23 protein-coding genes are annotated in these 23468 nt (G+C 37.7%); 10 read left to right on the top strand and 13 right to left on the bottom strand.

Annotation, left to right across the window (positions count from 1 at the left end):
* The first annotated feature begins 74 nt into the window (after window positions 1-74).
* Both ACPWSO_RS02880 and ACPWSO_RS02875 read left to right on the top strand, forming a co-directional pair.
* Window positions 75-1418 (top strand): TrkH family potassium uptake protein, encoded by a 1344-nt coding sequence (locus ACPWSO_RS02880; RefSeq protein ID WP_426081296.1) that lies wholly within the window; start codon window positions 75-77, stop codon window positions 1416-1418.
* A 256-nt stretch (window positions 1419-1674) separates the two neighbouring features.
* Entirely contained in the window at window positions 1675-2406 is a 732-nt protein-coding gene (locus tag ACPWSO_RS02875) for a class I SAM-dependent methyltransferase (RefSeq protein ID WP_426081295.1), read from the top strand.
* Window positions 2407-2923: 517 nt separating this feature from the next.
* Here the strand turns inward: ACPWSO_RS02875 and ACPWSO_RS02870 are convergent.
* Together ACPWSO_RS02870 and ACPWSO_RS02865 are read right to left on the bottom strand one after the other, a co-directional pair.
* Entirely contained in the window at window positions 2924-3220 is a 297-nt protein-coding gene (locus ACPWSO_RS02870) for a transposase (protein WP_426081516.1), read from the bottom strand.
* Between the two features lie 442 nt (window positions 3221-3662).
* The gene (locus ACPWSO_RS02865; protein WP_426081294.1) at window positions 3663-4019 is read right to left on the bottom strand and encodes a winged helix-turn-helix transcriptional regulator; all 357 of its coding nucleotides are present in this window, start codon (window positions 4017-4019) and stop codon (window positions 3663-3665) included.
* A gap of 97 nt (window positions 4020-4116) precedes the next feature.
* Between ACPWSO_RS02865 and ACPWSO_RS02860 the strand changes: the two genes are divergently transcribed.
* The 3 genes from ACPWSO_RS02860 to ACPWSO_RS02850 all read left to right on the top strand — a co-directional run bounded on the left by ACPWSO_RS02860 (window position 4117) and on the right by ACPWSO_RS02850 (window position 5470).
* The gene (locus ACPWSO_RS02860) at window positions 4117-4500 is read left to right on the top strand and encodes a hypothetical protein (protein ID WP_426081292.1); all 384 of its coding nucleotides are present in this window, start codon (window positions 4117-4119) and stop codon (window positions 4498-4500) included.
* Between the two features lie 39 nt (window positions 4501-4539).
* A complete protein-coding gene (locus ACPWSO_RS02855; protein WP_426081291.1) occupies window positions 4540-4881 on the top strand; it encodes a YrdB family protein in 342 nt (113 codons plus the stop codon).
* Window positions 4882-5341: 460 nt separating this feature from the next.
* Window positions 5342-5470: a hypothetical protein gene (locus ACPWSO_RS02850; protein ID WP_426081289.1), complete on the top strand. Its 129-nt coding sequence runs from the start codon at window positions 5342-5344 to the stop codon at window positions 5468-5470.
* 280 nt (window positions 5471-5750) lie between these two features.
* On the opposite strand, the gene ACPWSO_RS02845 is transcribed toward ACPWSO_RS02850, so the two are convergent.
* Entirely contained in the window at window positions 5751-6893 is a 1143-nt protein-coding gene (locus ACPWSO_RS02845; protein WP_426081288.1) for a glycoside hydrolase family 88/105 protein, read from the bottom strand.
* 313 nt (window positions 6894-7206) lie between these two features.
* The gene (locus ACPWSO_RS02840) at window positions 7207-8187 is read right to left on the bottom strand and encodes an aldo/keto reductase (protein WP_426081287.1); all 981 of its coding nucleotides are present in this window, start codon (window positions 8185-8187) and stop codon (window positions 7207-7209) included.
* A gap of 219 nt (window positions 8188-8406) precedes the next feature.
* Between ACPWSO_RS02840 and ACPWSO_RS02835 the strand changes: the two genes are divergently transcribed.
* Window positions 8407-9774, top strand: a complete 1368-nt coding sequence (locus tag ACPWSO_RS02835) for an Nramp family divalent metal transporter (RefSeq protein WP_426081286.1) — start codon at window positions 8407-8409, stop codon at window positions 9772-9774.
* Between the two features lie 186 nt (window positions 9775-9960).
* On the opposite strand, the gene ACPWSO_RS02830 is transcribed toward ACPWSO_RS02835, so the two are convergent.
* The 7 genes from ACPWSO_RS02830 to ACPWSO_RS02800 all read right to left on the bottom strand — a co-directional run bounded on the left by ACPWSO_RS02830 (window position 9961) and on the right by ACPWSO_RS02800 (window position 15767).
* Window positions 9961-10623: a PepSY domain-containing protein gene (locus tag ACPWSO_RS02830; protein ID WP_426081285.1), complete on the bottom strand. Its 663-nt coding sequence runs from the start codon at window positions 10621-10623 to the stop codon at window positions 9961-9963.
* A gap of 153 nt (window positions 10624-10776) precedes the next feature.
* Window positions 10777-12144 (bottom strand): sensor histidine kinase, encoded by a 1368-nt coding sequence (locus tag ACPWSO_RS02825; protein WP_426081284.1) that lies wholly within the window; start codon window positions 12142-12144, stop codon window positions 10777-10779.
* Window positions 12134-12841 (bottom strand): response regulator transcription factor, encoded by a 708-nt coding sequence (locus ACPWSO_RS02820; protein ID WP_426081283.1) that lies wholly within the window; start codon window positions 12839-12841, stop codon window positions 12134-12136. Before ACPWSO_RS02820 ends, ACPWSO_RS02825 begins: the two co-directional genes overlap by 11 nt.
* A gap of 309 nt (window positions 12842-13150) precedes the next feature.
* A complete protein-coding gene (locus tag ACPWSO_RS02815; RefSeq protein ID WP_426081282.1) occupies window positions 13151-13339 on the bottom strand; it encodes a cysteine-rich KTR domain-containing protein in 189 nt (62 codons plus the stop codon).
* A gap of 51 nt (window positions 13340-13390) precedes the next feature.
* Window positions 13391-14161 carry an ABC transporter permease gene (locus ACPWSO_RS02810; protein ID WP_426081281.1) on the bottom strand — a complete coding sequence of 257 codons (771 nt, stop codon included), beginning with the start codon at window positions 14159-14161 and terminating at the stop codon, window positions 13391-13393.
* Window positions 14151-15008 carry an ABC transporter ATP-binding protein gene (locus ACPWSO_RS02805; RefSeq protein ID WP_426081280.1) on the bottom strand — a complete coding sequence of 286 codons (858 nt, stop codon included), beginning with the start codon at window positions 15006-15008 and terminating at the stop codon, window positions 14151-14153. The genes ACPWSO_RS02810 and ACPWSO_RS02805 overlap by 11 nt, the downstream gene beginning before the upstream one ends.
* A gap of 114 nt (window positions 15009-15122) precedes the next feature.
* On the bottom strand, window positions 15123-15767 hold the full coding sequence (locus ACPWSO_RS02800) for a TetR/AcrR family transcriptional regulator (protein WP_426081279.1): 645 nt from the start codon (window positions 15765-15767) through the stop codon (window positions 15123-15125).
* A gap of 358 nt (window positions 15768-16125) precedes the next feature.
* Here ACPWSO_RS02800 and ACPWSO_RS02795 point away from each other — a divergent pair, with 358 nt between their 5' ends.
* From ACPWSO_RS02795 to ACPWSO_RS02780, 4 genes are all read left to right on the top strand, one after another.
* Complete coding sequence (locus ACPWSO_RS02795) at window positions 16126-17226, top strand: helix-turn-helix transcriptional regulator (RefSeq protein WP_426081278.1); 1101 nt, start codon at window positions 16126-16128, stop codon at window positions 17224-17226.
* Window positions 17227-17293: 67 nt separating this feature from the next.
* The gene (locus ACPWSO_RS02790) at window positions 17294-18013 is read left to right on the top strand and encodes an ABC transporter ATP-binding protein (protein WP_426081277.1); all 720 of its coding nucleotides are present in this window, start codon (window positions 17294-17296) and stop codon (window positions 18011-18013) included.
* Window positions 18006-19556 (top strand): hypothetical protein, encoded by a 1551-nt coding sequence (locus ACPWSO_RS02785; RefSeq protein ID WP_426081276.1) that lies wholly within the window; start codon window positions 18006-18008, stop codon window positions 19554-19556. The genes ACPWSO_RS02790 and ACPWSO_RS02785 overlap by 8 nt, the downstream gene beginning before the upstream one ends.
* 763 nt (window positions 19557-20319) lie before the next feature.
* Entirely contained in the window at window positions 20320-20706 is a 387-nt protein-coding gene (locus ACPWSO_RS02780) for a YxeA family protein (RefSeq protein ID WP_426081275.1), read from the top strand.
* Between the two features lie 319 nt (window positions 20707-21025).
* Here ACPWSO_RS02780 and ACPWSO_RS02775 read toward each other — a convergent pair whose 3' ends face one another.
* Window positions 21026-22333 (bottom strand): MFS transporter, encoded by a 1308-nt coding sequence (locus tag ACPWSO_RS02775; RefSeq protein WP_426081274.1) that lies wholly within the window; start codon window positions 22331-22333, stop codon window positions 21026-21028.
* Window positions 22334-22759: 426 nt separating this feature from the next.
* A complete protein-coding gene (locus ACPWSO_RS02770) occupies window positions 22760-23227 on the bottom strand; it encodes a MarR family winged helix-turn-helix transcriptional regulator (RefSeq protein ID WP_426081273.1) in 468 nt (155 codons plus the stop codon).
* Window positions 23228-23468 lie beyond the last annotated feature (241 nt).

Here is a 23468-nt window from a genome sequence, read left to right as displayed (position 1 = left end):
AAGGCTGAAATATTTGAAGGAAAGTGATACACTAGAAAAATCAAAAACTATTGTAAAGGACACATACACCTACTATGAAATCTAAAAAACATTTTTCAGTCGTTCAAGTACTGGCTTTAGGTTTTTTTCTGATTATTTTTACTGGCGGAATTCTGCTTTCTCTACCAATTTTTTCCCGCAGTGGAGAAGCAACACCTTTTATTGATGCATTATTTACTGCTACTTCAGCGGTCTGCGTAACCGGATTAACAACAGTAAATACTGCTCTCCATTGGAATCCAGCTGGACAGGTGCTGATTATGCTTTTAATTGAACTTGGCGGTTTAGGATTTATGACGCTTCCAGTAATTTTCTATTTTGTTCTAAGAAAAAAAGTATCTCTTAGTACCAGAATGCTGCTGAGGGAAGCATTGAATTTAGATGATATGTCCGGAGCTTTTCGCCTAATGATTTATATTTTAAAGCTAGCTCTGTTTATCCAATTGTTAGGAGCAGTCTTACTTTCTTTCCAGTTCATTCCTGAATTTGGCTGGGGAAAAGGAACATTCTATAGTATCTTCCATTCAATATCCAGCTTTTGTAACGCTGGTTTTGACCTGCTTGGGGACAGTCTGGTTCCTTACCAATCAAATCCGTATTTATTATTGGTTATTGGCTTACTGATTATTTCGGGCGGACTTGGTTTTATTGTCTGGCAGGATATCTTACTTTACCGTAAGCGCAAGCGGCTTTCTCTTCACACCAGAATTGCCCTAACTACTACTTTCTGGCTATTGGTTGGCGGGTTTATTATCTTTTTCTTTACTGAGCAAAATGCTGGAAATCTAACCGAGGGAACAAATTTCATTGATCGCCTTGCGAACACATTCTTTATGTCTGTAACTCCGCGAACTGCAGGCTATTATTCGATTAATTATCTAAATATGACAAATGCCGGCTTAATAGCCACTATGTTTTTAATGTACATTGGTGGAACTTCGGGCTCTACAGCCGGCGGTTTGAAAACCACGACCTTTGCAATCCTTGTAATACAGATAAAATCTTTATTTCAAGGTCGTGAACGAGCTGAATATCATGAGCGCACGATTCGCAGTACGGCTGTTTTCAGAGCACTTACATTGTTCTTTCTCACTCTATCATTATGTGTTGTTTCAATTATGATTCTTTCAATCACCGAAAAAATACCTGATTATTACGGGATTGAGTATATCGCTTTTGAAGTCTTTTCTGCTTTTGGCACAGTAGGTTTAACTATGGGACTAACACCAGAACTATCTTTAGCAGGAAAAATTATTATTATGCTTTTGATGTACATTGGCCGGGTCGGTATTTTTACTGTTGGTTTTTCATTGCTGGCAAGAGGCAACAAACAGACCGGCAAATTCAAATATCCTGATGAGAGTGTAATGATTGGTTAGGAATTTAGAAAAATTTCTGCTTTATTTTGTATAATTGGTTTAGCAATCCTCAAGTCATGTCTCTTTCACTAAAATCATTTCCGTTGTTCATTTAACTTTTTTGTACAAATGCTTTCTCATCATAGCGGTCTTTACTTCTTTATGCTAGAATACAGGTATCAAAATAGAAATAGGTGATGATATGATTGCCCATAAAAGAGAATTCGCTCCATGTAGATAAAGGACTAGCTAAGTAATTTACATGGAGGGAAATCAAATGAAAGAAAACCATTATGACAAACAAACATTTTTTGAGAAGTACAGCCAAATGGAGCGTTCAAAAAAAGGGCTTGACGGAGCTGGCGAGTGGCAGACACTTCAAACGTTACTCCCCGCCTTTTCGGGAAAACGAGTGTTGGATTTAGGCTGCGGTTATGGCTGGCATTGTATTTATGCCGCGGAACAAGGAGCTGCTTCCGTGATTGGTGTTGATTTATCTGAAAAGATGTTGGCTATTGCAAAAGAAAAAACACACTATCCTCAGGTAAAATATCTTCATGCAGGGATTGAAGATGTTGATTTTCCGGAAGATAGCTTTGATATTGTGCTAAGCTCTCTAGCGCTGCACTATATTCCGTCATTCGAGCTTGTTGCTCAGCACGTCGCAAAATTTTTAGTATCCGGTGGAACCTTTGTTTTTTCTGTAGAGCATCCGATATTTACAGCTGAAGGAAAACAAGATTGGCTGTATGATGATCAAGGAGAAATTAGCTCGTTTCCAGTAGATAACTATTTTTACGAGGGCAAAAGAACTGCTGAATTTCTAGGTGAACAGGTTACTAAATATCACAAGACTCTAACAACTTATATTGATGGACTCCTGCAAAATGGATTCCAACTGGAACGAGTTGTCGAGCCTATGCCCCCTGAAAATATGCTGAATATCCCTGGAATGAAGGATGAGCTGCGCAGACCTATGATGTTGATTATTAAAGCTGTTAAAGTTTAATCAAAAACAGCTGATTGTAGGACTGCAACAATTGATAATTTCTCTAGCTGTCCGTTGTTTGATTTAGACAGGATTAAGCTTAAGACAGACACCCATGGCGGGTTCCCGGCACCAAGCAGAATGAAAATAATCGACCTGCAAACTATCTCCTATCATATTAAAAAGGGCAGAAGTAGCTTGTGGGTCGATTATTTAGGTTCTACGTCAAAATGTGTTGGTAGGACAAAAAACTGAATAAAACGATAGAGCTTGGAACAAAAGAACAGAGAAACCTCTGAGTTTGTTTCAAGTTCTTTTTAGAGAAAAGGAAAACAGCACGAATGATTTGGGCAGCTAAGCCCATAAGTTCATTATGCTTTGCCTCGAGTAATCGCAGAGGCAGGCTTCGCAAGGTATATTCGTAGTTGGACAGCTAGCTCCAATATAAGGTATGAATGCTGCACATTCATCTATCATCGAACGCATACCATCCCACTAAATGTTCCTACACAAGTAGAACTGCTAATTCCCGATTTGCCTATAGAGCTGCGGAACTATTCGCTTGTTTTTCTTTTTCATGTTGTGAAAAAATAAGACCTTGAATACTGTAAATACGCGAACGAAAATGATAGAAATTACGATAACCATAGACAACACGCTTGATTACTTTCATCTTGTTGTTTAGTCCTTCTGTCACCCCGTTGGAGAAAGAATAACGAAAAGCATTAGTGATAATTTGACCTTGATTTTTTAGGCCACATCTTTCGCAATGTGTTGTTCTATATGTAAGTGTGGCTTTGTGACTTGAGCCTGAACTCCTTTCATCTGTCTGTATTCAAGCCACTCCTCTCCAAAGGAGAGGTGTTTATCTGTTAGTCCAAGTAATTTTCTGGTTTTCTTATCCATAGGGAACAAACCTTTCTGATGATTTGGTTTTTAGTCGATTTCATTTTATCAGTTAGTTGTTCCTTTTTTGTGTTTGAACACTCAAAAAACTGTTAGTGCGTTTTCCTTTAGGAATTTCCACCAACACAAAATATTATAGAGCCATTATTTATTGAGGCACCTTGAGGGACAAACTAGATCACTCTACTTAGTTCACCAATCATTTAGTCATAGAACCTGCGTATAAGAAATGGTCAGCTTCAAGCAATACGGCTAAAATTTTTCCACAGATTTTTACGAGTTTTACCGTATTGTCGAAGAGATTAATTTTGAAACACCATTTATCCGAGTTTAAATGGACTGAGGTATAATATCACAGCTCCCTTTTATTTTTATCTCATTTCTAAAACATCTCTGTTTTCCTCATACCATTTTCCAAATACTTCATAAACTGGCAAAAGACTTCTTCCAAGCTCTGTAAGCAAATATTCTACTCTAGGCACAATTTCATTGTATTCTATTCTTGAAATTAGTTTGTCTTTCTCTAAGTCTTTAAGCTGAGCCGACAATATCTTATGACTGACCTCAGGAATTTTTCTTTTTAGTTGTCCATATCTAATATTAGCGTTCCCACTCAAGTGATAAATAATTTGTATTTTCCACTTGCCACCTATCATAGTTAATAATTTTTCTATATTTTCAAAACCATAATCTGCAACAATGCATTTATTTTCTTTTTCTGATTTCAAATCTTAACCTCCACTAGCTACTTACTTTTTTGTGCGTAATTGTACCATCCAATTTATTATTATATACTCAAACCAGTTAATACTAAAGGAGAATACAATGACAGAAATACTTAACATAATAATTGCAATCAGTTTTTTTCTCAATGCCTTACTTCATCTACTATTAATATTTGGTTTTCCTTTTGGCGAATATGTACTAGGTGGAAAAAATATCGTGCTGCCATTCAAAGTAAGAATTGTCAGCTTCTTTCTCTTGCTCATTTGGACGATTGTTGGCATTAGTTATCTTAACCATGGTCAATTGATTCATATTTCAGCATTTAATCAGTTTGACAGAAGTTTAATAAACTTAACACCTATATTCCTTTTCTTCGCTGTTTTATTTAACGGACTATTAACGAAAAGTAAGAAAGAACACAAAATTATGACACCATTTAGCCTAGTAACTTTTGTGCTTAGTTGTATGATATTGTTCTTATAGTTGCTAGTGATAAAATATATAATAAAAAAGGAGAACGTAATGAACTTAATTAAAAATAGTAATATAGCAATTGCTTTTCTGATAGAAATATTTGCTATATTTATTTTGGGATATTGGGGATTCACTCTTCACTCCAGTAAAATTATTCGTGTTACAGCTGGTTTGTTAGCACCAATACTAACAATTGTCATTTGGAGTATTTGGTGTGCGCCATCTTCAAGCTATCGTCTTGAAGGGCTGTGGCTTGTGGCGTTAAAATGCTTGCTTTTTGGAATTGTAGTGTGCTGTTTACTTAGTACGAAGCAGTCTTCTGCAGCAGTCATTTTTGGTGCTATTGTTGTCATTAACCTTGGACTTAGTGCCTACTTTGGAACACTTTAATCTTATCATGTATGATTTATGCTCAATCAGACATTTTATTTTTACTAAATATTATTAGTGTTGCAGAAATATAGTCAGAATAATCTGGAAATATCAATCTGTTAAAAAAGGAAAAAAATCGAATGCTTAAGCAATCGATGACTTTTTTTCTAGAAATTATGCGAATTATTTAACGAGTTTGGGACATAAGTAAATGCCCGAACTCTTCTTTCTCTAAAATCCGAATAAACGGCGTTCCAAAAGTAGCTCTCTCGGAAATAAGCCGAACTATCTCAAAAATATGAAAAGCTATTTTCGGATAATTCGTCTTATTGCTGTGAAACACAGCGAGGGATGAGCTGATGTTGAACAGTACCTACTTGGTTCTCGGAGCTAAACACTTTTGTCTCGACCTCAATTATAAATGTAGAATATTTACGTTGTTGCTAGTTTTATCAGTTTTTTTGGAGTAATATTACTTTTGATTGGTTTTGCAAAACAATTTAAGGAATTGACACTTTTACAAAAAACAGCACTCAGTCTCGGTTTTATCGACAGCTTTATTCCAATATTTGTCGGAACGATTCAAGGCTTTTTAACAAATGCTTAAATTTTTCAGGTTCTACTAAAAGAATGTAAATAAATGTACCAAGTTTGCTATTTTTATCAAAAAAATTAATTTTTTTAAACATAATAATTTTATCTGAAGAAGAATTATGCTATTATTTATATATAGTTTTCTCTATTATCAGACCTTTTGCATAAAAAAGCTGAGTAGCTTGTAATCCTTTCTGGAATTACTTAACTGCTCAGCTTTTATTTTTTATTAGAATTGTTATTTATTACCATTTAAAACAATTTTTCGGTGGTATATAAACGATTAAATTACTTCAATGTTTTTTTTGAATATATTCCGCATAGGCAAAAACCAGCGGAGCAATTCCTTTAGCATCATTTTCCACAATGGGCTCGGAAATATAGTAGGCATAGCTGCCGTCCCGTACTTTATAACTGCCATGCCCCGGCATTCCTCCCAAGCCAGCAACCAAACAGATATCCTGCAATACGTATCCTGCTTCTGTTTTTATCAGCTTGTGATGAACGATTGACTCCAAAAGCTCTGCTCCACGTTCAAAATAATTAAGAGGAAGATAGCCTTTTCGTGCTCCTTTCATCAGAGAATAAGCAATAGCACAGCTGCCGCTTGTTTCAAGGTAGTTCCCTGCCCTTGCTCCCTGATCCGTTACTTGATAGAACATGCCGGTCTTTTCATCCGCATATTTAAGAAGAGTAGATAAGAGCTCTTGGAACTGACGAATGAGCTCGTTGTATTCCTCTTGGTTCTCAGGATCAAAGTAATCAAGGGTATCAACCAGTGCCATCGCGTACCAGCCATGTGACCTCGTCCAGAAGTTTTGACTGCAGCCGGTTTTTGCGTCTGCCCAAAAAGCTTCTCGGCTTTCATCCACTCCGTGATAGAATAATCCTGTTTGAGGATCACGCATCAGCTGATAAACCTGCTGAAACTGTTGAAAGATATCAGCGTGATTAACGCCACTATTAAAGATTTGATCATATTGACTGTAAAAAGGCTGAACCATATACAATCCATCCAGCCAAATCTGATTTGGATAAATTTCTTTATGCCAGAAGTTGCCTCCCGGGGTTCTTGGCTGCTCCAGCAGCTGCTCATATAGCTTTTTTAGTGCATAGCCGTATTTCGCTTTCTTTGTCTGCTCCATTAAAGGATACAGCACTTTTCCTTCATTGATATTGTCACAGTTATGCTCTTCTTTATCATAACCAAGGATTTCACCGTTCTCTTCAACATAAAAGTCAATAAACTCATCAAGAAAGCGTAAGTAATCGTCTGTTTGCTCCGCTTCATACATTTTCCACACAGCCAAGGCCATACATCCGTCAATATAGCTCCACTTAGGCGCACTGGTCACCGCTGCTTCCTTGTTCCATAACGGCCGCTCAGGGGTTGTGTTAGCCAATATTTCATCAAAAAACTGCTTCACTTGTTCCATAATTATCTTCTCCTTGCTCATTCTTTTTACTGCATTTCGACAAGAACAGCTGCGTGTTGCCAATCTTATCTTATTTCTGATTTTAGTAAAAACCTAAGCAGTCAGCCAAAGTTTGCGCTTTCATAAAAAGTATAGCAAGGAACTTCCGGCCCAACAAGCCATCTACAAAGGAATTGTCACTACTGACGAATAATCAAGTGAAACTGCCCAAAATGAATCAGACAGCACGTTAAACAGTAAACCACCGAGACTATTAGTGTCGGCTACCGGCAGTTTCAGCAGGCAACTATTCATCGAACTGTTTTCATGCTTTCTAAGAAAAACCGACAATAGCATGGGGAATATAGGGTTCTTCCAAATAAAGGACATCTTCTGCTGAAAGCCGGAAGTTTACGGCGTCCGCTGCTGTTTCTACATGGCTCAGCTTCGTTGCACCAATAATTGGCGCAGCAACCGATTCTTTTTGAAGCAGCCATGCTAACGAAATATGAACTCTACTTACCAGATATTTCTCAGCCAGCTCTGCTACCCGTTCAATAACCAGCTGGTCTTTTTCTGCTGTCTGATCATATTTTGAGCGGGCAATCGCATCGGATTCCCCTCTTTTTGTTTGAGTTGATAAATCCCTTGTTAGTCTGCCAGAGGCCAACGGACTATAAGGCGTCAAAGATATCCCTTCTGATTGGCAATAGGGAATCATCTCTCTTTCCTCTTCACGGTAAATAAGATTTAAATGATTCTGCATAGAGACAAATTTCGTCCAGCCGTTTTTCTCTGCGATATTCTGCGCCTTTTGAAACTGCCAGGCATACATCGCAGAAGCGCCAATATAACGGGCCTTTCCAGATTTTACTACATCGTGCAGCGCCTCCATCGTTTCTTCGATAGGCGTATCGTAGTCCCAGCGATGAATAATATAGACATCAACATATTCTGTTTGAAGTCTTTTAAGACTGTGTTCAATTTCAGAAAGAATTGCCTTTCTTGATAAACCTGAGCCGTTCGGTCCTTCATGCATTTTACCGTGTACCTTGGTTGCAAGTACAATTTCATCTCGATTTGCGTAATCCTTTAACGCTTTTCCTAGAATTTCTTCGCTGCGTCCAAGAGAATAAACATTAGCTGTATCAAAAAAATTAATCCCCAGATCCAACGCTTTCTTAATAATTATTCGGCTGTCTTCTTCTTCTAAAACCCACTTGTGTAGCCAGCGTTCCGGATCCCCAAAGCTCATTGCTCCTAGACAAATCCTGGAAATATCCATACCAGTTGTTCCTAATTTTATATATTCCATCAATGAAACCCCTTTCGAAATAAGTTGCTTTTACTATACCACTTAAAGTCGACTTTAGGTCAAGAACAATCACACTATTTTTTACTCATATTTTTTTGATTCTGAATCAGCTATTTTATTTTTTTCTTTCCTTTAACTAAGTGTTTTTGCTTGAAATCTATGATTTTTAGGACTATTATTTAATCAGTTTTAGGTACACCTAAAAAGGAGATGAGCTACATGGATGAACAATCACAACATAACTACCATAAATTTCTAAAAGATGCGAACGGACCTAGTCTGTCTGAAATAAATAATTCAGTAGCCGTACCAAACTCAGGAAGCTTTTGGAAAAATCTGCTGGCCTTTTCTGGTCCTGGCGCTCTTGTTGCGGTAGGCTACATGGATCCCGGAAATTGGATTACTTCTATTAGCGGTGGTGCCAAGTATGGCTATCTGCTAATATCCGTCATTCTTCTTTCAAGCTTAATTGCAATGCTGCTTCAATATATGGCGGCTAAGCTGGGGATTGTCACTCACCTTGATTTGGCACAAGCTACTCGAGTATATACTGGTAAAAAGTTGGGCTTTGTTTTATGGATTGTTGCAGAACTGGCAATTATGGCCACAGATATTGCTGAAGTTATCGGCGGAGCAATTGCCTTGAATTTGCTGTTTGGTATCCCTTTGATAGTCGGGGTGGTTTTAACAATTTTCGATGTTTTGCTGCTGTTGTTTTTGATGAAGCTGGGCTTTCGAAAAATCGAGGCCATTGTTATCACCTTAATTACAGTCATTATGGCGGTTTTTCTTTATGAAGTAATTATTTCTCAGCCAAATATTCCTGACGTTTTAAAAGGTTTCATTCCTCAAAGGCAGATTTTGAATCACGGACAACTCACCATGGCTTTGGGGATTGTAGGGGCAACCGTCATGCCTCATAACCTTTATCTTCATTCTTCTCTCTCTCAAACAAGAAAATATGACCGGGAGGATGAAGAACATACAGCTAAAGCGGTTAGATTTGCCACTTGGGATTCAAATATTCAGCTTTCCGCTGCTTTTATTATTAACTGTCTCTTATTAATTCTTGGAAGTGCTCTTTTCTTTGGTCATGGAGAAGAACTAGGAACATTCTCCTCTCTATACAATGCTCTACAGGATTCTTCGATTGCCGGAGACGTTGCCAGCCCTGTGTTGAGTACGCTTTTTGCGGTTGCCTTGCTGGCTTCTGGTCAAAATTCTACTATCACAGGAACACTAACTGGTCAAGTTGTTATGGAAGGCTTTATTCATATGAAAATACCTACCTGGGCACGCAGAGTCATCACTCGTCTGCTTTCAGTTGTTCCTGTTTTACTTTGCACGATATACTTTGGCGGCAATGAAGCAGCTTTAGACAGCTTGCTTATATACTCTCAAGTATTTTTAAGTATTGCCTTACCAATTTCTATGATTCCTTTGGTTTATTTTACTGGCTCGAAAAAAATTATGGGTGAACGTTTCAAAAATCCTTTGTGGGTCAGCATTTTAGGCTGGGGCTGTACCATCTGTCTAACAGTTCTCAATTTTCAGCTAATTATTGAAACCTTATCCAATATTTTCTAAAAATGAGACTGGAACATTGGTTAAGCTGAATAAAAGAAGCTTTAATCCTTATCTTTCAAAAGTATCCTATTAAAAATAAGCCGGAATATCCGAAAATGATTGCTTGAGGTACGCTCATTTTCAATATATTCCGACTTATTTTCTTGAGCTGGACCAATCCTCCACGCTCTTTAAGATAAACTTTTTTTAGTCATCCATTTCTGTTTCCAAAATTGCTCCGGTTTTTGCATCTAGCTTGACAGATGCTTCAGAACGTCCATTCACAACTTTTACTTCCCAATAGGTAGTAGACATTTCTCTCTCCAATGACCATTCAATTGCCTCGCCTTGTCCAACTGCTTTCAGTGCCGCAGCGGCAGCCTCATCAATTGACAAAATCCCCTCGAGAGAGAGCTCTTCACTTTTCCGTTCAACCCCATTTTGTTCATCGGCGTCAAGCCGTTCCTCTTTTTCTTTGGCCAGCTCGCCGGTTTTGGCATTTATCTTCACTTCATACTCCGCGTTGTCATCCATTCCTTTGACTTCATAATAATAACTGCCAAATGAAGTATCTAACTCCAGCGATGTCACAGATGTATCGGGGTATGCCTCTTGATAGGCTTTAATGGCCTCTTCTGCTGAGCGTTCAATCCCTTCTAAGGCAGAGCCTGTTTGAACAGATGCCCCACTCGTTGCCTCCGTTGTGTTTTCAGGCGCTTCACTGGTTTGAGATGACTCTGCTGCTTCTGAAGATTTACTCGTAGTTGAATTGCTGTTCCGATTCTCTGGCGGTAGCTCATTTCGATTAGCAGTACACCCTGTCAAAAGCACACCTAAGGTAACTAGTCCTATTATTCCTATTTTTTTCATTTTAATCGTTCCCTTCTTTTTTGAAATTAAAGCAGCTGTTAGTAAATATTTTCTAAAATCAGCTAATTATATTGCTTTGATGACTCTATAGTATCAGAAGCTGAACGTATAAAATCCAAACAAAAATAAAACTTTTATGAAGAAATCTTCATTTTATTTTTTTATTGGAAAGCGGACAATAAAACGGCTTCCCTGAGGTGCATTATCCAATACCTCTATTAATCCATGATACTGCTTAACAAGCTCTTGGACGATGGCTAATCCAACGCCTGAACCGGAAATTCGACTAGATCTGGAACGATCCGCCCGATAAAAGCGGTTAAATATAAGTTCTTTATCCTCTTCAGTAATGCCAAGTCCTGTATCTGCCACTTCAAAGTCGACTGATTCTTTTTTTTGCAAGAGACGAATAAAGATTTTTCCATCTATTGTTGTGTATTTAGCTGCGTTTTCAATCAAATTACGAATAATCTGTCGTAAATTATCTTCATTTATTTCAAGGTAAACCTGCTCATCAATTTCTGTCACTATCTCTTGCTGGATCATCACCTGCAGCTCATCAAGCATTAGCTGTAAAACAGCTGAAAAATGAAGCATGGAAGAAGCTTTTTGTTCGCCTCGACCTAATACCAGCAGTTGTTCAACCATTACTGTCATACGTCTCGATTCAGAATCAATATAATGAATTGATTTAGGAATGACCTCAGGATGCTTAGTTCCTCTTCGATTAATTAAGTCTACATGACCGCGAATAGCAGCTAGCGGCGTCCGCAGTTCATGGGAAACATCGGTTACAAATTGCTTTTCTCTTTCCATGGAATTTCGCTGCTTCATCAGCAAATCATTAAAGGATTCAGAAACATACTTGACCTCTTGCGGGCTGTTCGGAACAGTCAATACTCCCTCTTGCTCTTCCGTTCTGCTCAACTCTCCGATTTCTTCATTCATTAAGCGCAACGGACGGCTAAATACATTGGCAAACCGATAAATAAGAATAGAGCCAATTAGTAAAATTACAATCGTTAGAATACTAGTGAGGATAAGTACGCTTTGAATCAATTCAAACTGATCTTCGATATCCACCAGAATGGCAGCCGTTGCCCCATCCTTAGCCATGGTGGTGTAAAAATAGGGATCCCCATCACTGTCCCATAATATATTATCTAAAAAGAACAGCTGCTTCATACTGGAAAAGTGATTGAACACAGTCTTAGCTTCATGTGAAAATATAACTTCCCCAGAACTCAAAGTCACCCGCACCAAATAAGGGGAGCTATCTCCAGAAGTGTAAGTCTCTAGAAAATCCAGCCATTTCGCTTGATTCTCAGTATCAGCATTCTCCATCGTTTCAGTCAGCATCTCTGCCTGATTTTTGATAGAATCATACAATTCTCTAGTCAAAACAGCTACAATTGAAAAACTTAACAGTAAAATTGCTGCTGAAAGCAACAAAGTAAAACGAACCGATAATTGATGGCGGCTACTATTACGCCAGATGTTCTGTCTTTTTTTATTTTTCATCTGCTGCCCTCAAAATATACCCCACACCTCGAATAGTTTGAATTAGCCGTGTCTCCTTTTGATAATCCATTTTATTTCTCAAAGAACGAATATACACATCTACAGTATTGGTTTGTCCAAAATAATCGTAGCCCCAAACTTCATTGAGCAGCTCACCTCTACTTAAGACTTCCTCCGGTCGTTTCATCAGAGCAGTCAGCAGTGCAAATTCCTTTTGCGTAAGCTGAATAGACTCACCATAACGTTGTGCAATATGCTTTAAAGGCTCAATAATTAAATCCTGATACTGATAAATAGAAGGTGTTTTCTTCAACTGTTCCAGCTGTTGATTTCTGCGTAGAATGACTCTTATTCTTGCTAAAAGCTCTTCGATATCAAAAGGCTTTGTAATATAGTCATCTGCCCCAACATCCAGCCCGGTTACTTTATCGCTGAGCTGATCTCGAGCGGTCATCATAATAATCGGGATATTGCTTTTCTTTCGAATTCTCCTGGCAACTGTGATGCCATCATATTTGGGCAGCATCCAATCTAATAAAATCAACGTCAGTTCATTTTGATGCGCCTCAAAAAGTTCTAAGGCTTCACCACCGTCTTTGGCATGAAGCACTGCGTATTCCTCAAATCTCAACTCTTCTGATATAAAGCTCGCCAAGCTTTCTTCATCTTCTACCAATAGAATCTGAACATCTGACATACAAACCGCCTCCTTAGTAACAGACTACTTAGTTAAGGAATGAAGGTCAACCATTTTATGATGAAAATATCTTCATAAAGAATATATAATGGCAGACTAGTAGCTAGTAAGTCAGATGCTCTTGATCATCTACTAAAAAGAACCAATCCAAAGAAGTTTTGCTTCTTGTCCAAAACGCTAAAAGCTTAAACTGAGGGGTTAGTTTATATAATATTCTTTTTTTAAATTTACTGCTATTAAGGCTTCATTAAATAATTCATGCTTTTCACAATTAAAAATGCCGATAACTTGAAGCACTTACTCCAACAGTTATCGGCTCTGCGTCTTTGCGTCTGGCTCTTTTATGATTGTTACATTAAATTCCTTTATATTAACTAAATTTTCTTGTTTGCATTTTGGACAATATAAGGGTAGTTTGTTAATAATTGTATCTGCATAAATTTTTATTCGTGTTTTAGCATGACATACAGGGCAGATAATCCATGACGATTCTCTCATAATATCACCAGCTTTTTTTTAATTTATTCGTCTTGTTCTTGTTGCAGTCTCCTATGATACTTTTCTTTTGTATACTTGCAGCGAGACAAAATATGCCACAATGATTGTACCCACGCACCAAACCAAAGCTATCACTAGACTATTATCTAAAGGTAAATCCAATGTTAGTGATCGAATGCTATCAATAATCGGTGTCATCGGTTGATTTTCAGCAAACCAGCGAATACCGCTGCCCATAGTTGCGACAGGAGCAAAGCCAGAACTAATAAAGGGTAGGATAAAAAACGGAAGCATCAAACTAATTGAACCCTCTGCTGACTTTGCGATTAGTCCACATAATACGCTGAGCAGAGAAATTGCAATGTTAACAAGAATAAGAAGTCCAACTACAGTACACCAGCCCCAAAAGTCAGCTTGCGGTCTAAAGCCTAGAATAAAGGCGGTACCAATAATTATGATAGTTGAAATTGTATTTCTTATAATTCCAGCGCCAGTATGACCTATAATTACGGCAGATTTTGAGATGGACATCGTACGAAAGCGGTCAATGATACCTTTGGTCATATCATTTGCGACATTCATTGCTGAATATTGAGAAGCCTGGCCAATGCTTTGCAAAATGATACCCGGCACGATGAAATCAACGTAATTAAAGCCTTTTATATCCGCCGTAGTTCCCAATATAGCAGTAAACAACAGCATAATTATAAATGGTAGTATGATTGACGACAAAAGTGCTTCCGGATTTCTAAAGGTGATTAATAAACACCGTTTAAATACAATCCATGAATCGATAATTACACTTCTCTTCTTATGATGCATGACTGGTATCCTCCTTTTTTTCATCAATTAATGTTAAAAAGACATCTTCCAATGAAGGTAGATTTTGTTCAACAGTATCAGCTGTAATACCATTCTCCCTTAAAAGTTCAATTGCTTTAATCGCACTTTCTTCACTATTAAAATTAAGTGACACTCCTCTCTTAGGCAGTATCTCTTTTAGATATTGCGGTGTCCCCTCCACGAGAATCTTTCCTTTATGAAGAATAGCAACATGATCAGCAAGGTATTCTGCTTCTTCTAAATATTGTGTTGTTAGAAATACGGTTGTTCCTTTCTTTGCTAAGCTTTTTACCAATTCCCACATTGCAATCCGATTTTGAGGGTCAAGCCCAGTAGTAGGCTCATCGAGGAAAAGTACCTGAGGGTTATCCATAAGGCTCATGGCTATATCCAATCTGCGGCGCATCCCGCCTGAATACGTTGATACCTTACGATTAGCTGCATCCTCTAAATTAAAAAAAGACAGCCACTCATTCGTTTTGCTTTTGACATCTGGCAGACGCCGCAGCTGTCCGATAAGTTTCAAGTTTTCCCTGCCTGTTAAGACTTCATCGACTGCAACAAACTGACCAGTCAAGCTGATGCACTCTCGGACCTCATCGCTTTGACTCTCTATGTCAAAATCATTGATGGTAGCATTCCCACCATCTGGTTTCAATAAGGTAGATAGAATTTTAACAATAGTTGTTTTCCCTGCACCATTAGAACCTAATAAAGCATAGATTGTTCCACTGGGAACAGAAAAGTTGACATCATTTAACACCTCCTTGCCTTGATAGCTTTTCTTCAATGATGATACTGCAATAGAAATAGTTGATTTTGACACGGCATTTCCTCCTTTGATTAGTTCTTGGTAAACCTTTAACTACATTAATAAAAACAAACATACCTACCGAACGAATGTATAAGATGAATAAAAAATTGTCTTGCTAAAGACAATTTACTTACTTTCTTCAGAGAAATAGGGTAATGATTTTATCATTTCCTCCATTTCACTATCATGGATAGGTACCCCCATTTTATCCAGTATTTCGGCTACAAAAAGATATCTCCTTTGACTTTCCTCAGCACTACCTTCGGACATGGAAATCATGAACCAAGTATCTATAAACGATAAAAATTCCGACAATTCCTTAGCATATTCTGTACGAATAGACCCATCTTTTTGCCCTTCTTCAATTAGTTCCAGCCAATACGGATATAGGATACGGCGATTTGATTCTATCATTTTTGCTAAAATATGAGGGTTTTTTAAGAGCGGAATCGCTTGTCTTGATAATTCTACCTGATCTTCATTTGACTGATTTAATTTAACAGCCATTCTCATTTTTTGATGAGCATTTAAGTCAGTCCGCTTTTTTACAGCTTCAAAAGGATTGTTGTCGAAAAACATTTTATCTCCCAAAGCATCCATAATATCTTCTTTCGACTTGAAATGATGGTAAACAGCTCCCTTGGTTAAGCCATCCAATTCATTAACAATATCAACAATTGTAGTATTGTCATACCCTTTCTCTAAAAAAAGTCGTCCAGCCGCTTCTAATATTTTGTCAACCGTTATTTCCGGATATTTGTTTCGAGCCATAATATCCCTCCTTTAACATTCGTGCGGTATGAATGTATTGTAAAACACCAATCATAACTTGTCAAACGTTTTCATGAAAGCTATTTGAATCAGCAATAACTCTTTTAGTCACATCATTAGTAATTGACATCTACCAAAAAAACAAATGCAAGATAGCTGAAGAAAAGCAAATCCTGATAAAATCGGATGATTTTTAGCAAATATACAGTAATATCAATTACGCAAAAAATCATATGCTTCCTTATTCTGTATCAACCTAAAATCTACCATTAGTTGATTTTCACCTTGTTTAGTTGATTATAAATCGATTGCCCATTTATAAATAGCGACGTATACTTAAATCAAAGAGGTGTTATCTATGGAAATGAAGATTGGTGAATTGATTCATATCAAGCGTAAAGAAAAAAACATCACGCAAAAGCAGCTGGCAGATTTTGTAGGGGTTTCCAAAGCTTCCGTCTCAAAATGGGAGACAGGACAATCATACCCTGATATCAGCCTGTTGCCTTTACTCGCTGCTTATTTTAATATTACAATCGATGAGCTATTGAGCTTTCGAACACAACTAACGTCTACAGAAATCAATACAATTTATGCTGCTCTTCAAAAAGAATTGATTGAATTAAAACCGGAAATTGATCAGAAAATCAGACGGCTTATTCGCACTTACTGGACATGCGGACCCTTTGTTTTTCAAATGGCTGTACTGCTTTTAAATCATTTAGACAGCTTGACTGCTTTTGATAAAATGGAAAGCTGGCTTGCCGAAATCCGTGGACTCTTTCTTCATGTACAGGAGTTATCAGATAACCCTCAATTGATTCATCACGCTAAGGTTATGGAAGCTTCTGTCGTGCTCATTCAGGAAAAACCCGAAGAAGTAATAGATATTTTGGGTACAGCAACACCTATTTTTTTGCCGCCGGAACTGATTATTACTAGCGCATTGCAAATGATGGGAAAAATAGAGGAAGCTGAAACAGTTATGCAGACCTCTCTTTTCCAATATACAATCATCATGATGAACGTTTTTATCCAATATTTGCCGCTGACTTATCAAAATGAAGTTCAGTTCGTCGAAACAGCTCATCGTGCTCAGCAGTTTGTTACTGTTTTTTCAATTGATCAGTACCATCCTTTAACTGTTCTGCCCCTCTATCTACAAATTGCTGCAGGGTATCTGTCTCTAAACAGAGAAGCTGACAGTTTGTGTTTACTTGAAAAGTTTACCTCCTTAATGGAGCAGACAGCCTTTCCGATTGAGCTTCACGGCGACAGTTATTTTACTAAAGTGGCAGATTGGCTTTCAGAATATTCAAATGGCGGACAGCCTCCTAAAGAGACGCAGCTTATTAAGCTGCAGTTAATCCAAGCAGTATCCGGTCCTCCTTTTGATCAATTATCAAAAGACAAGCAATACCAAAGGCTTTTAACACGGTTAAACACCTTAGTTGATTAAGGGCTATCCGAGAAGGTCTGATGATTAAGCCCTTGTATAAAACTCCTTAAAGAAAGTTGGAAAAATAATGTCAGTTTTGACGATTGAACACTTAACTAAAACATACCCAGGAGGAAAAGTTGCCGTTTCGAATCTCAGTCTTAAAGCAGAGCCTGGTGATATTTTTGGCTTTATCGGACATAATGGCGCCGGTAAAACAACGACTTTAAAGTCAATCGCTGGAACACTACATTTTGACCAGGGAAAAATTATGATTAATGGACATGATATTGAAAAAGAGCCGCTTTTGTGCAAAAAGGACATTGCTTATCTCCCCGATAATCCAGACCTTTATGATTATCTGACCGGCGTTCAGTATCTTGATTTCATTGCAGATATTTTTGAAATTTCTAGTGAACAGCGTCAGAAAAGAGTGGTCAAATTCAGCGAGAAGCTGTCATTAGCAGACCAGTTAAACAACTTAATCGGCACTTACTCTCATGGCATGAAACAAAAACTAGCTATTATCTCCGCCTTTCTTCATCAACCAAAGCTTTTGATTATGGATGAGCCCTTTGTTGGTCTGGATCCGGAAGCAGTCTTCCACGTTAAACAAATGCTGCAGGAGCTTTGCCGTCAAGGCAGTGCTGTTTTTTTCTCTACTCATGTTTTAGAAGTAGCTGAAACCCTTTGCACCAAAATTGCGATGATTGACCAGGGGCAATTGAAAAAATATGGACCGATTGAAGAAGTGCGCAACGGGCATACTCTTGAAGAAATATTTATGGAGGTAATCGGGGATGAATAAAATTCCTATATTACTTCGGCTGGAATTGCGTGGTCTTAGTCTTAATAAACTTCGTTATCGTTCCAAGAGTTATAAGATTGGTGCAGGAGTAGGATTTATTTTACTACTGCTTTTAGCCATTAGCTATATTTCCGGTGCTAGTTTTACCTTAATCTATTTAAAGCTTGACCAATATGTACCTACGCTAATGGTTTTTCTAACGTCCGCGGTTTGTCTCATTCTGACTTTTATGAAAGGACATCAGCTACTATTCAAATTTCGAGACTTTGACACGCTCTTTTCCTTACCTATACAGCCGCGAATGATAATTATTAGTCGTATGCTGACATTGTATCTGTTGAATTTTGGTTTTGCTCTGCTAGTTCTTTTACCCAGTATTAGTATTTACAGCTTTCACCTAAAGACTCTTCAGCCGTTGCTGTTCTCTTTACTGATTACGCCATTTATTCCATTAATACCAATCACTGTAGGGGCTGTATTGACCTTAGTTATTTCCGTAATTGCGGCTGGCTTTCGTCATCAGCAGCCAATTATTATCCTGCTAACATTGGGCGGTCTATCAGCTTTTATGTTGGGATCGCTTAATCTAACTCAGTATGATGATGCTGCAGTTACTCAATTATTGGAGCAAGGGCTGAAACAGCTGGAAGGAATCTATCCACTATTGTCGCTGCTAAAAAATGGCTTAACCCAACAACCTTGGCTGCTGTTGCTTTTCGATTTGATTTCTCTTCTTGTTTTTGGTTCTTTTTCTCTGCTTCTAGATCGTTTCTATTTACAGATAAACTCTTGGTTAGGGGTCCGGTCAAATCATAAAAAACTAATAGTTAACAAGCTGACTCGTCGCAGTATTTTTAGCAGACTCATTCGACGAGAGGCCCGGCTTTATTTTTCAAGTTCGCTTTATGTTATCAATACGGTGATTGGTCCATTTCTATTCCTTTTGGCTGCTTTTAGTGTGCCTGTTCTTATGAAACAGCTGTTGGTTGTATTACCGACTACCCTATCTTTATCTCAGTTAACTGAGTGGCTGCCTTTTGTCCCTTGTCTTTTTTTAGGAATGAGCACACCAACAAGCTCTGCCATTAGTATGGAAGGACGTAATAGCTGGCTATTGGCCGCTTTGCCAATTCCTGTGCAACAAATTTACGCAGTGAAAATACTCTGGAATCTTATTGTATTTCTTCCCCTGATTTGGAGCGGCTGTCTTATTTTGGCGATTAGCTTTCCTATTACTGCTGCCGGCGGAATTTTACTCTCTTTACTCCCTAGCAGCCACTGCTTGTTCATCGTCACACTCAGCTTATGGCTTAATCAGAAGTACCATCGGTTTGACTGGACAAATGAACAGCAAATAATTAAGCAATCTTTACCAGTCTTATTGACAATGCTTGTAGGTTTTTTATTGATTTTGCTGCTTGTCGGAATTGCTTTTGTGTCTCAAAACGTTACTTTAATAGGCTATATAGCCGCTTTCTGCCTGGTAGCCGGCAGTTTAGCCATCTGGTCACGTATGAAAAAGGTCAATGTATTTATTGTTTAAACCAAATAATTATTTAATTCCTACTCTTGAAAGAGGATGGGACAGAAGTGTTTAGTCCCGAAAAATAAGCCGAAATTCACGGAAATGACAGAAAACACAAATATGAGCCAGTCGATGTTGACTGATTCCTACCTGTGTTCTTCAAATTTTTGTGAATTTCGGCTTATTTCCGCAGGTTTTGCTCCTGCGGTTACTCGTCGCAGATGGTAATAAGGCATGTGCTCCTGCGGTTACTCGTCGCAGATGGTAATAAGGCATGTGCTCCTGCGGTTACTCGTCGCAGATGGTAATAAGGCATGTGCTCCTGCGGTTACTCGTCGCAGTTGGTAGTAAGGCATGTGCTCCTGCGGTTGCTCGTCGCAGTTGGTAATAAGGCATGTGCTCCTGCGGTTGCTCGTCGCAGTTGGTAATAAGGCATGTGCTCCTGCGGTTACTCGTTGCAGTTCAATGCTGGTATGTGCTACTGCTTCCACCGTTTATCCGAATTCCAAATGAGTTATGTCCCACTCACATTCAAGTTTTTCATTTTTCTTCAAAAAAAGCTTATTATTGCTTTTTAGATATTTTCTAACCCTTTACTTTTTCAGCTGCATGTTTAACTTTTCTTAATATTTTTTTTAATCCCCAATACAATAACTGCGTTAAACAAGCGATGGCAATCCTCTCCAAATGACCTTACAATTTTGTTATTTATTAATCAGTCTAAAGTTTGATTTCTTCCAGCTGTTTTGAGAGTATTATCATTACAGAAAGGGTGATTCACATGAAAAAAGCGATAACAGGTAGTCTTATTTTTATTAGTATTGTAGCCGCACTGGGATTTGGAGCAAAATATGCAATGGACAAATATTGGGCAGATAATTATGGTGGTCCCTCCTACTACACAAAAATAACCAGCATCCCTGAGGATACTGGTACTCCTGAGGATGAGAGTCCCGTTTGGCAGTATGATCAGATTTCTTATAATGAAGATGGTCAGGAAAAAATAGTTCATCTCAAAGAAGCCCGCCCTCAGCCGTTAAAAGAAGGTGCATACTTAAAGATGGTAGTTAATGAGAATAAAGGCGTTACCTCTTGGGAGGAAGTAAAAGCTGCTGAGCTGCCAAAAAAAGTAGCTGAAAAATTAGAAAGCGAGGGCGACAATGATTGATGCTCTGTTATCCATTATCAGTGAGTTTGGAACTGCTTTATTTGAAGTTCTTCTACAATTTTTAATTATTCCATTCGAGGTATTAGCAGATATTGTCCAGACTTTTTTTAGTTAAATAGATAAAATAAAAACTTTAACGCAAAGCTTCGTCAGTTGCTAAATTGCTGTGAATATCAAAAGTGGTAATCTCCAGAATCTAAGAGAGACAGCCCTAAAGATAGTACCTTTCAGTTTTTTTAGCTACTTGGGAAGCTTTGCTTTTTTCTTTATTCGAATAAATACTACGAACCTGACTATCACATAAACTCTCTCGTTATTCTCAATTACTTCTTAGATATTTTTTCTCTTCACGATCATTTCTCTTTAGTTCTCTCGGCTGAGCTATTTCATAAAAAACTTTACGGGTAAAGAAGCTGATACAAAACATAATGAGTGCTGCTCCATAAAACGGCAGATAGATGCTGCTGCCGATATGTTCGAAAATAATTCCATAGATGAACTGACCAACTGGACTGGAGCACATACACAAACATAAAACACAGGAAATCACTTTCCCAGTTAGTGCTTTTGGCGTCAGCATTTGTAAATATGTCATCATTTGAATCGTGAACAACGTGGACAACACCAATAGTAACCCACAGCTAATCGCTAGAATGAAAAAGATTTTTATTGAGCGACCTACAAGGAGCTGCAACGCAGCTCCGCTAACCAGTATTGTTAAGGCGCAGCCGCTAAGAATCAGCGGACTAACCTTTAAAGTCAGCTTTTTAGAAAACACACCAGCTAGTAAACCACCGATAATACTACCAGATGCCATAATTCCCTGTGCATAGCCATAGAGACGATTCCCAGCACTCACATCAAAACCTAAATGCTGGGTGATAATTACTGGAACACCGACTAAGATCAGAGAGGTCAAAAATAAATTAACAGAAGCAAATACCAAAGACATCTTCCAAAGGATTGGTTTTTCTTTAAAGATAAAAGCGATACTCTCTTTTAAATCATTTAGTCCGGTTATTAAAATATTGCCTTCTCCCTGTTTCTGTACAAAAGGCATATGAATAAACAGCTCCATTACAGCAGCTAAAAAGAAACAAGCCATACTCACATACAAAATTGGTGTTAGACCAAAAACCGAATAAAGAATACCGCCAATGACCGGACCAGCCATACTTGCTAAGGAGCTGATTAAATCAACAATGGCATTGCCCTGCATAATGTATTCTGTATCTACTAACTCAGGGACACTAGCTTGAACAGTAGGCTGATAGGTTCCTTGTATTCCATATAAAATGACTATTGTCATGCCCATTAATGGAACAATTTCCATTTTATTTGCTAGTAGATAAAATAAAAAAATTAGTATGGCTGTACTAAAATCAAGAAACACCATAATATTTCGCTTGTTGACACGATCAGCAATAATCCCGCCAATTGGAAAAAGTACCAGCATAGGCACAAAGGATATCGCCAAAATAGTACCAAATAAAGCGGCAGAGCCGGTTTCATTTAGTAAATACAAGGGTAAAGCATACCTTAAAATCTGATTTCCAAATAGTGAAATGATTTGACCAACGGCTACGAGTAAAAAATTCTTGGAATAAATTGTTTTCTTAGTTATCATTAATAGTTCTCCTTTTCAGATCAGTTGCTTTGTTTCCTGAGTTCCAACATAAAGCTCTATCTCCTAGTGCTGAATAAGGATTTCCTATATCATCTAGTCCAAAATACGCCGCGGTTCATATTCGGATTTTTAATTTCCTCGGAAACAAAAACAACTTTACCACCATTTTGATTCCTTGTCAACAAAAAAAACTTCATTAGACTCCGCTCTTTCATCTACCTTAAATGCAGATAAATATTGAAAGAATTTTCCAAATCTACTTAATGACTTGCAGAAAATACGACAACTGTAATTGAAAACATAATCCCTTTGGATACAAAAAAATCACAGAAATTTGACAACTCATTTCTGTGATTTCTCCTTTATTCTTGAAACTTACCTACATGTTTTAGTCTTCTACATAGTCAAGCTACTTTTTGAATGTTCTTAGCTGATTGTCAGACCTTGCTTTTTAATTTCTTCATCCAGATGCTTGCTGTATACTTCAATAAAACGAAGCATACTGGTAAGCTGTTCTTCTGTCATTTGCTCGAAAACAACTTTATCTCGATCCCGAAATGCTTTATGTTCTTCTTCATGAATCGTATAAATTTTCTCTCCCAGCTCTGTCAGCTTAAAATATCTCTCTTTTTTATTTTCTGGTTTCTGGTAGCTTTCTATCAGCTTTTTTTGTATCAGCTTCTTTGTCAGCTTGCTAATTGCACCTCTGGTCATATAGAGACTTTCAGCAAGCTTTGTAACATTGGGCTCTTTTTGTTTTTTTATCGCTTCTATGCAATGAACTTCTGAAGGCTTATAACCTTTCAGGCTTTCTTCCATTTTAAATTTATTAAGCCAGCTCATTTTTTCAAATAAATCTCTAGAATTTACAATTAACTCTTCTTCTTTACTCATTTGCTGCCTCCAAATAATCAAATAGTTGATATTAGTGTATCAGCTTATTATTTCCCTTTCAACAATGCTATAAAAAAGACATATTAAAAAAAGGCTGAAACAATAATATGTCTCAAGCCCTAAAACGAAATAAGCGGTGTGTCTCAGAAGACAGTTCCTTGAAAATAAACCGGATGATATCGAAAATACAGGAAATTCTAGTCAAGTATTAATCAACCGCTTCTTGATTTTCTCTCAGTGT

It is taken from the genome of Enterococcus sp. LJL51, from assembly GCF_049894025.1.
Lineage (GTDB): Bacteria > Bacillota > Bacilli > Lactobacillales > Enterococcaceae > Enterococcus_L.
Note: the sequence above shows the minus strand (reverse complement) of the source record. Positions and strands in the feature narration are given on the sequence as shown.